This is a genomic window from Leifsonia sp. 1010 (assembly GCF_031455295.1).
Lineage (GTDB): Bacteria > Actinomycetota > Actinomycetes > Actinomycetales > Microbacteriaceae > Leifsonia.
In genome coordinates this window covers 45,424-54,219 of record NZ_JAVDSL010000007.1, presented here as the reverse complement: position 1 = coordinate 54,219, position 8,796 = coordinate 45,424, and the positions used below count along the sequence as shown (strand labels likewise).

Here is an 8,796-nt window from a genome sequence, read left to right as displayed (position 1 = left end):
CTCGCCCGCCCCCCCCCCCCTGCCCCGCCCCCCCGCGCGGCCACCCCACCCCCCCCCCACAATATGCGGCGCGGGTGTGCTAACCCCCCCCCCCCCCCCCCCCCCCCCCCACGAATCTCGGTCAGGGGGAGGTGAGGGCGGCCCACGCCATGCGCTCCAGGACGGGGCGCACGACCCCGGGCGCGACCTGCAGCGCCCCGACGCGCGCGGTGTGCGGGGTCGAGTTCAGGAGGCCGAACGTGGCCTGCACGCGCACGCGCAGCTCGTCGTCCACGAGGGCGGGGTGCAGGGTGCCGAGCACGCCCATCCACACCTCCACGTAACGGCGCTGGAGCCGGCGGACCTGACGGCGGGCGGCATCGTCGAGCGAGTCGAGGTCGCGGTCCTGCACCCGGATGGTGTCGGGCTCGCCGAGGGCGAAGTCGATGTGGAAGCCGATCAGCGACCGCAGGGCCGTCGCCGCATCCGCCGCGGCCTGCTCGACCGCCTGACCGCCGGCGAGCAGGCGCTCGCTGACCCCGATCAGGAGAGCCGACAGCACGGCCTGCTTGGAGGAGAAGTGGCGGTACACCGCCGGCCCGCTCACGCCGACCGCTGCACCGAGGTCTTCGATCGAAACGCCGTTGAAGCCGCGCTCGGCGAAGAGCGTGGCGGCGGCCTCGAGCAGCGCGGCTCGCCGGTCGGCCTTGGCCTGGCTGCGCTGTGTCGGCCGCTCGAGGGGAGCGGCGGGACTCGGCTGGGTCATCGTCCTCGATGGGGTCGGGCCGCTCAGTCGGCGACGCTGGACTTTTCGGTTAATGAACACTAACCTAAAAACCGAGTTAGTGACCACTAACCGGATGTCGACGACGACATATGGAGCAGCATGCCGACCCTGACCAGTGAGGCGTCCGCGACGGACGCCCGGTTCGAGCAGAACGACGCCGCCCAGCGCGAGCTCGTCGCCGATCTGCGGCGGCGGCTGGCCGTCGCAGCGGCCGGCGGCCCGGAGCGCGCCCGCGAGCGCCACGTCGCCCGCGGCAAGCTGCTGCCGCGCGACCGCATCGACGCGCTTCTCGACGAGGGCAGCCCGTTCCTCGAAATCGCGCCGCTCGCCGCTACCGGGATGTACGGCGACGAGAGCCCGGCGGCCGGCGTCATCGCCGGGATCGGCCTGGTCGCGGGCCGCCACGTCATGGTCGTGTGCAACGACGCCACGGTCAAGGGCGGCACGTACTACCCGATGACCGTCAAGAAGCACCTGCGGGCGCAGGAGGTGGCGCTGGAGAACCGGCTGCCCTGCATCTACCTGGTCGACTCGGGAGGCGCGTTCCTGCCCATGCAGGACGAGGTCTTCCCGGACCGCGACCACTTCGGCCGCATCTTCTACAACCAGGCGCGGCTCTCGGCGGCGAAGATCCCGCAGATCGCGGCCGTGCTCGGCTCGTGCACCGCCGGCGGAGCCTACGTGCCCGCGATGAGCGACGAGACGGTGATCGTCCGCAACCAGGGCACCATCTTCCTCGGCGGTCCTCCGCTCGTGAAGGCGGCGATCGGCGAGATCGTCAGCGCGGAGGAGCTCGGCGGCGGCTACCTGCACGCCCGCACCTCCGGAGTCGTCGACCACCTGGCGGAGGACGATGAGCATGCGCTCGCCATCGTGCGCGACATCGTCGCGACCCTCCCGCCGCCCGCGGCGCCGGCCTGGGCGGTCGAGGAGTCCGTCGAGCCTGCGGCCGACCCCGCCGAGCTGTACGGCGTCGTCCCGGTCGACGTGCAGGCGCCCTACGACGTCCACGAGGTGATCGCCCGTATCGTCGACGGCAGCGGCTTCCACGAGTTCAAGCCGGAGTACGGCACGACGCTCGTGACCGGCTTCGCGCACATCCACGGGCATCCCGTCGGCATCGTCGCGAACAACGGCGTGCTGTTCAGCGAGTCCGCCCTCAAGGGTGCCCACTTCATCGAGCTGTGCGACCAGCGCGGCATCCCGCTGCTCTTCCTGCAGAACATCTCCGGTTTCATGGTCGGCCGCGACTACGAGGCGGGCGGCATCGCCAAGAACGGCGCCAAGATGGTCACGGCCGTCGCGACGGCCCGTGTGCCGAAGCTCACCGTGGTGATCGGCGGGTCCTTCGGCGCCGGAAACTACTCCATGTGCGGCCGGGCCTACTCGCCGCGCTTCCTCTGGATGTGGCCCGCCGCCCGCATCTCGGTGATGGGCGGCCAGCAGGCGGCCAGCGTGCTGGCCACCGTCAAGCGCGACCAGCTGGACGCACGCGGCGAAGAGTGGTCCTCCGACGACGAGGCCGCGTTCCGCGCCCCGATCGCCGCCCAGTACGAGGAGCAGGGCAACCCGTACTACTCGACCGCCCGACTCTGGGACGACGGGGTGATCGACCCCGCCGAGACCCGCACCGTGCTGGGCCTGGCGCTCGACGTCGTCTCCCGCTCGCCGCTGCCCGACACCGCCTTCGGGCTCTTCCGGATGTGATCGCGTGACCACCACCCCCTTCCGCACCGTCCTCGTCGCCAACCGCGGCGAGATCGCCTGCCGCGTCATCCGCACCCTGCAGCGCCTGGGCATCCGCTCGGTCGCGGTCTACAGCGACGCCGACCGCGATGCGCCGCACGTCGCGCTCGCCGACGTCGCCGTGCGCCTCGGACCACCCGCCGCGCGCGAGAGCTACCTGGATGTCGACCGGATCGTGGATGCGGCCCGCCGCACCGGCGCCGAGGCCGTCCATCCCGGCTACGGCTTCCTCTCCGAGAACCCGGCGCTCGCGGAGGCGTGCGAGGCGGCGGGGATCGTGTTCGTCGGCCCGGGCGTCCACGCCCTGGAGGTCATGGGCGACAAGATCACGGCGAAGCACGCCGTCGCCGAGCATGACGTCCCCACGATCCCCGGGATCGCCGAGCCGGGCCTCAGCGACGACGACCTGATCGCCGCCGCCGAGCGCATCGGGTTCCCGGTGCTGGTGAAGCCGTCGGCGGGCGGCGGCGGCAAGGGGATGCAGGCCGTGCGTTCCGCGGGCGAGCTCCCGGAGGCGCTGCGGGCGGCCCGACGCGTCGCCGCCGCCGCGTTCGGCGACGACACGCTGTTCTTGGAGCGGCTGGTCGCCTCCCCTCGCCACATCGAGGTGCAGGTGCTCGCGGACCGCCACGGCGGGATCGTGCACCTGGGCGAGCGCGAGTGCTCGCTGCAGCGCCGCCACCAGAAGGTGGTGGAGGAGGCGCCGTCGCCGCTGCTGGACGAGGTGACCCGCGCGCGCATCGGCGAGGCCGCCTGCCGTGTCGCCGAGAGCGTCGGCTACGTGGGCGCGGGCACGGTGGAGTTCCTGGTGTCGGCCGAGGCGCCGGACGAGTTCTTCTTCATGGAGATGAACACCCGGCTGCAGGTCGAGCATCCCGTGACCGAGCTGGTGACGGGGCTGGACCTCGTCGAGCAGCAACTGTGGATCGCCGCAGGGGAGCCGCTGTCGTTCGCGCAGGCCGATGTGCGGCTGAACGGCCACGCCGTCGAGGCGCGCGTCTACGCGGAGGACCCGGAGCGCGGCTTCCTGCCCGCGGCCGGCCACGTGCTGGCGCTGCGCGAGCCGGAGGGCGACGGCGTGCGGGTCGACAGCGGCATCGTCGCGGGTATCCCGATCGTGACCGACTACGACCCCATGCTCGCCAAGATCGTCGCCTGGGGCGTGGACCGCGACCAGGCGTTCGCCCGGCTGCGCGGGGCGCTGGCGGGGACGAGCATCCTCGGTGCGGTCTCCAACCTGGCGTGGCTCGTCGGGCTCGTCTCCGACGACGACGTCCTCGCCGGGCGGATGGACACCACGCTGATCGACCGCCGCTTCGCCGAGCAGACGCCCGCGCCGGTGACCGAGCCGGAGCTGATCGCGGCGGCACTGCTCGCGCACCGTGACCGCTGGCAGCAGCCGCCGACCGGCGTCGGCGCGGTGTGGGGTGCGCCGACGGGATGGCGTCCCGGCCGGGCGCGACCGGTGCGGTACGACGTCGACGGGGTGGCGGTATCCGTCAGCGGACCCGTCGAGGATGCGACGGTCACCGTGGTGCGGGATGGGTCCGATACGTCGACACTCGACGCGCGCCGCGCCTCCCTCCGCCTGCGCGAACCTGACGCCGCGGGTCGCCCCGCGGTCGCCCTCCTCGACCTCGACGGAGAGACCATCCGCTTCGACGCCGCCCGCGACGGCGACACCGTGTGGCTGGCGCGCGAGGGGCGCTCCCGACCGCTGCGGCTGCGCGACCGCGCGACGCGCCTCGCCGAGCGGCTGGCCGCGGTCGACCGCGGGACGCTCGCGGCGCATCCCGAGCTCCGCTCGCCCATGCCCGGCACCGTCGTCGCCGTCCCGGTCGAGACCGGCGCGCGCGTCGCCGCGGGCGACACGGTCGTCGTGGTCGAGGCGATGAAGATGGAGCACCGCCTGGTGGCGCCCGTCGACGGCGTCGTCGCGGTGCACGTCGGCCCCGGCGACCTGGTGCGGCTCGACCAGCTCGTCGCCCGCGTCGACGCCGACGAAGCGGACGAGGCGGACGCGACTCCGCCCATCCCGAGCACTTCCGACGTTCCGCCCCAGCAGGCGGACGCGGCGCCGACACGACCGGCCGCCGCACAGCGATAGTCACCACAAGAGACAGGACCCGCATGACCATGCAGATGACCCGCCCCACCGGCCCCGCGGCCGGAGCCGCCGGAGCCGACGACACCGACGTCGCCGGCTTCCAGCTCACCGACGAGCAGCGCCGCCTTCGCGACGAGGTCCGCGACTTCGCCGACACGGTCGTCGCGCCCGCCGCCTACGAGTACGACACCAAGCGCAGCCTCCCGTACGACATCATCGCCGAGATGGGCCGGATGGGCCTGTTCGGCCTCCCGTTCCCCGTCGAATACGGCGGCCAGGGCAAGGACTACCTGTCGCTCTGCCTCGCTGTGGAGCAGCTGGGACGCGTCGACCAGTCGATCGGCGTCACCCTGGAGGCCGGCGTCGGGCTCGGCGCCATGCCGATCTACCGCAGCGGAACCGAGGAGCAGAAGCAGCAGTGGCTGCCGATGCTCGCCCGCGGCGAGGCGCTCGCCGGGTTCGGGCTCACCGAGGCCGAGGCGGGCTCCGACGCGTCCGGCACGAAGACGACGGCCGAGCTGCACGACGGCGAGTGGGTGATCAACGGCACCAAGCAGTTCATCACCAACTCCGGATCGGACATCACGCGGCTGGTCACTATCACGGCCGTCACCGGCGAGGAGCGGCGCGCGGACGGATCGATGAAGAAGGAGCTGTCGGCGATCATCGTCCCGACCGGCACCCCCGGTTTCGTCGCGGAGCCCGTGTACGACAAGGTCGGCTGGCACACCTCGGACACGCATCCCCTGACCCTCACCGACGTGCACGTGCCGGAGGCGAACCTGCTCGGCGAGCGCGGCCGCGGCTATGCGAACTTCGTCGCGACGCTCGACGAGGGCCGGGTGGCCTTCGCCGCCCTGTGCACCGGCGCCGCGCAGGGCTGTCTGGAGGAGGCCATCCGCTACGCCAAGAGCCGGAACGTGTTCGGCCGGCCGATCGGCTCCAACCAGCACATCGCCTTCAAGATCGCGCGGATGCAGGCCCGCGTCCACACCGCCCGCCTCGCCTACTACGACGCCTGCTTCAAGCTGATGGCCGGCAAGCCGTTCAAGATGGAGGCCTCCGTCGCCAAGCTGGTCTCCAGCGAGGCCGCCATGGACAACGCCCGCGACGCCACGCAGATCTTCGGCGGCTACGGCTTCCTCAACGAGAACCCGGTCGCGCGCCACTACCGTGACTCGAAGATCCTGGAGATCGGCGAGGGCACGAGCGAGGTCCAGTTGATGGTGATCTCGCGCGCGCTGGGCTTCTCCGCCTAACCTGAATCCGCAGCCGACAGCTCCTGACTTTTTCCGCGCAGCACCCGGCGTGTCGCCGGAAAAACTCAGGAGCTGATGGCGAGAGACCCTCGAAGGGGAGGACGCATGATCGACAAGACCGTCGGAAGCGCCGCGGAGGCCGTCGCCGACATCCCGGACGGCAGCACGCTCGCCGTCGGCGGGTTCGGCCTGTGCGGCATCCCGAGCGCCTTGATCCAGGCGATGCTCGAGGCCGGGACCACCGACCTCGAGGTGGTCAGCAACAACTGCGGCGTCGACGACTGGGGCCTCGGGCTGCTGCTCGCCGAGCACCGCATCGCCAAGATGATCAGCTCGTACGTCGGCGAGAACAAGGAGTTCGCACGCCAATTCCTCTCCGGCGAGCTGGAGGTCGAGCTCACCCCGCAGGGAACGCTTGCCGAGAAGCTGCGGGCCGGCGGCGCGGGCATCCCCGCGTTCTTCACGCCCGCAGGCGTCGGCACCCAGATCGCGACGGGAGGACTCCCGCGCCGCTACGCCGCCGACGGCTCCGTCGCGGTCGCGAGCGAGCCGAAGGAGGTGCGGACCTTCGACGACGCCGAGTACGTGCTGGAGCGGTCCCTCCGCCCCGACTTCGCCCTCGTCCACGCCGCGAAGGGCGACTGGCACGGCAACCTCGTCTTCCATGCCGCCGCGATGAACTTCAACCCGCTGGCCGCGATGGCCGGCCGCGTCACCATCGCCGAGGTGGAGGAGCTGGTCGAACCGGGCGAGCTCGATCCCGGCGCCGTGCACTGCCCCGGAATCTTCGTGCAGCGGGTCGTGCACGCGCCGGGCGTGGAGAAGCGGATCGAACGGCGCACCGTCGCCGAAGGGAGCGCACGATGAGCCTCAGCCGCACCGAACTCGCCGCCCGGGTGGCGCGCGAACTGGAGAACGGGCAGTACGTCAACCTCGGCATCGGGATGCCCACGCTCATCCCGAACTACATCCCGGAGGGCGTCGAGGTCATCCTGCACTCGGAGAACGGCGTGCTCGGCGTCGGCCCGTATCCCGCCGACGCCGCGGTCGACCCCGACCTCATCAACGCGGGGAAGGAGACGGTCACGGTGAACCGCGGCGCCGCCTTCTTCGACTCGTCGCTGTCGTTCGGGATGGTGCGCGGCGGACACGTCGACCTGGCCGTCCTCGGCGCGATGGAGGTCTCGGAGCGGGGCGATCTCGCCAACTGGATGATCCCCGGCAAGATGGTGAAGGGGATGGGCGGCGCCATGGACCTCGTCTTCGGCGCAAAGCGGCTCATCGTGATGATGGAGCACGTCGACCGCGAAGGCCGCCCCAAGATCGTGACCGAGTGCAGCCTCCCGCTGACCGGCACGGGATGCGTCGACCGGATCATCACCGACCTGGCCGTCATCGACGTCACCGACGACGGACTGGTGCTGCGCGAGGTCGCCCCCGGCGTCACGGTCGACGAGGTGGTCGCCGCGACCGGCGCACCGCTGCGCGTGGAGCTGGAGGAGGCGGCATGAGGGAGATCGAGCAGCGCGGGCTCTACTACGAGGAGTTCGAGCCGGAGACGCGGTACCTGCACCGACCCGGGCGCACGGTGACGGAGGCCGACAACGTCCTCTTCACGACCCTGACCATGAACACGCAGGCGCTGCACCTGGACGCCGCGTGGTCCGCCCGGCAGCCCTTCGGGGAGCGGCTGGTGAACTCCATGTTCACGCTGGCGACGATCGTCGGAGCCTCGGTCACCCAGCTGACGCAGGGCACGATCGTCGCGAACCTGGGGTTCAGCGAGGTCGCCTTCCCGCATCCGCTGCACCACGGCGACACGCTCTACTCGGAGACCGTCGTGCTCGCGAAGCGGCTCTCCGCCTCCCGGCCGGGGCAGGGCATCGTCACGCTCGAGCACACCGGACGCAACCAGGACGGGGTCGTCGTCGCGACGGCGACGCGCCAGGTGATGGTGTGGTGCCGCGACGTCTCGCCGGTCGCGTCCGACCCGGGCGCAGCGGGAGGCGACGGGTCGGACGAGATCCTGTGAACGACGTCGCGTTCCCGTGGGGGCCGGCGCTGCTGTTCTGCCCCGCCGACCGCCCCGAGCGCTACGCCAAGGCGCTGGAGCGGGCGGATGCGGTGATCCTCGACCTGGAGGACGCGGTCGACCCGGCCGCGCGGCCCGCAGCGCGCGAGGCGCTCGTCGCGTCGGAGCTGGACCCGGAGCGCGTCATCGTCCGGGTCAATCCGGCCGGGACCGCCGATCACGACGCCGACCTGTCCGCGCTTGCCGCGACGCCGTACCGCGCCGTGATGCTGCCCAAGGCCGAGCGGCCGTCCGACCTCGACGGGCTGCGCGACCACACCGTCATCGCTCTCTGCGAGACGGCCGCCGGCGTACTCGCGGCGCCGTTGCTGGCCGCCGCGCCCGGCGTGATCGCGCTGATGTGGGGTGCAGAAGACCTCGTCGCCTCGCTCGGCGGCACGTCGAGCAGGCACCCCGACGGACGGTACCGCGACATCGCCCGCCATGCGCGGTCGGCGGTGCTGCTGGCGGCGGGCGCCGCATCCATCCACGCCGTCGACACCGTGCACCTGGACATCGCCGACCTCGAGGGATTGGCCGCTGAGGCGGAGGACGCGGTGGCCGTCGGATTCGCGGCGACGGCCTGCATCCACCCGGGCCAGGTGGAGACGATCCGGGCCGCCTACCGGCCGGATCCGGCCGAGGTGCAGGCCGCTCGCGAGCTGCTCGCGGCCGCCGAAAACGCGGGCGGGGGAGTGTTCCGGCACGAGGGCCGGATGGTCGACGGACCGGTGCTCGCGCACGCCCGGGCGGTGCTCCGGCGTTCGTGATGAAACTGTGACCTAGCTTTCCTCCACGGTTCACCCGTTTCGTCCTTCGCACGTCGGAGGCATGTCGTACGCTGCAA

The 8,796-nt window shown here is 72.0% G+C and carries 8 protein-coding genes; 7 read left to right on the top strand and 1 reads right to left on the bottom strand.

Features of this window, described 5'->3' with window-relative positions:
• Nucleotides 1-121: 121 nt before the first annotated feature.
• Nucleotides 122-745, bottom strand: coding sequence for a helix-turn-helix domain-containing protein (locus tag J2Y42_RS18680; RefSeq protein WP_309861757.1), 624 nt, complete (start codon nt 743-745; stop codon nt 122-124).
• A gap of 120 nt (nt 746-865) precedes the next feature.
• Between J2Y42_RS18680 and J2Y42_RS18675 the strand changes: the two genes are divergently transcribed.
• The 7 genes from J2Y42_RS18675 to J2Y42_RS18645 all read left to right on the top strand — a co-directional run bounded on the left by J2Y42_RS18675 (nt 866) and on the right by J2Y42_RS18645 (nt 8,719).
• Nucleotides 866-2,473 carry a carboxyl transferase domain-containing protein gene (locus tag J2Y42_RS18675; RefSeq protein WP_309861754.1) on the top strand — a complete coding sequence of 536 codons (1,608 nt, stop codon included), beginning with the start codon at nt 866-868 and terminating at the stop codon, nt 2,471-2,473.
• 4 nt (nt 2,474-2,477) lie between these two features.
• The gene (locus J2Y42_RS18670) at nt 2,478-4,619 is read left to right on the top strand and encodes a biotin carboxylase N-terminal domain-containing protein (protein ID WP_309861751.1); all 2,142 of its coding nucleotides are present in this window, start codon (nt 2,478-2,480) and stop codon (nt 4,617-4,619) included.
• 23 nt (nt 4,620-4,642) lie between these two features.
• Nucleotides 4,643-5,878, top strand: coding sequence for an acyl-CoA dehydrogenase family protein (locus J2Y42_RS18665; protein WP_309861748.1), 1,236 nt, complete (start codon nt 4,643-4,645; stop codon nt 5,876-5,878).
• Nucleotides 5,879-5,983: 105 nt separating this feature from the next.
• Nucleotides 5,984-6,745: a CoA transferase subunit A gene (locus tag J2Y42_RS18660; RefSeq protein ID WP_309861745.1), complete on the top strand. Its 762-nt coding sequence runs from the start codon at nt 5,984-5,986 to the stop codon at nt 6,743-6,745.
• Nucleotides 6,742-7,389: a CoA transferase subunit B gene (locus J2Y42_RS18655; RefSeq protein ID WP_309861742.1), complete on the top strand. Its 648-nt coding sequence runs from the start codon at nt 6,742-6,744 to the stop codon at nt 7,387-7,389. Before J2Y42_RS18660 ends, J2Y42_RS18655 begins: the two co-directional genes overlap by 4 nt.
• Nucleotides 7,386-7,910: a MaoC family dehydratase gene (locus J2Y42_RS18650; protein ID WP_089876426.1), complete on the top strand. Its 525-nt coding sequence runs from the start codon at nt 7,386-7,388 to the stop codon at nt 7,908-7,910. The genes J2Y42_RS18655 and J2Y42_RS18650 overlap by 4 nt, the downstream gene beginning before the upstream one ends.
• Nucleotides 7,907-8,719, top strand: coding sequence for a CoA ester lyase (locus J2Y42_RS18645; RefSeq protein WP_309861736.1), 813 nt, complete (start codon nt 7,907-7,909; stop codon nt 8,717-8,719). Before J2Y42_RS18650 ends, J2Y42_RS18645 begins: the two co-directional genes overlap by 4 nt.
• Nucleotides 8,720-8,796: the final 77 nt, after the last annotated feature.

Excerpts from the sequence above, each read along its gene's own strand:
- J2Y42_RS18650 (WP_089876426.1), top strand. The coding sequence starts at position 7,386 with ATGAGGGAGATCGAGCAGCGCGGGCTCTACTACGAGGAGTTCGAGCCG.
- J2Y42_RS18680 (WP_309861757.1), bottom strand. The coding sequence starts at position 745 with ATGACCCAGCCGAGTCCCGCCGCTCCCCTCGAGCGGCCGACACAGCGC.
- J2Y42_RS18655 (WP_309861742.1), top strand. The coding sequence starts at position 6,742 with ATGAGCCTCAGCCGCACCGAACTCGCCGCCCGGGTGGCGCGCGAACTG.
- J2Y42_RS18675 (WP_309861754.1), top strand. The coding sequence starts at position 866 with ATGCCGACCCTGACCAGTGAGGCGTCCGCGACGGACGCCCGGTTCGAG.
- J2Y42_RS18660 (WP_309861745.1), top strand. The coding sequence starts at position 5,984 with ATGATCGACAAGACCGTCGGAAGCGCCGCGGAGGCCGTCGCCGACATC.
- J2Y42_RS18665 (WP_309861748.1), top strand. The coding sequence starts at position 4,643 with ATGACCATGCAGATGACCCGCCCCACCGGCCCCGCGGCCGGAGCCGCC.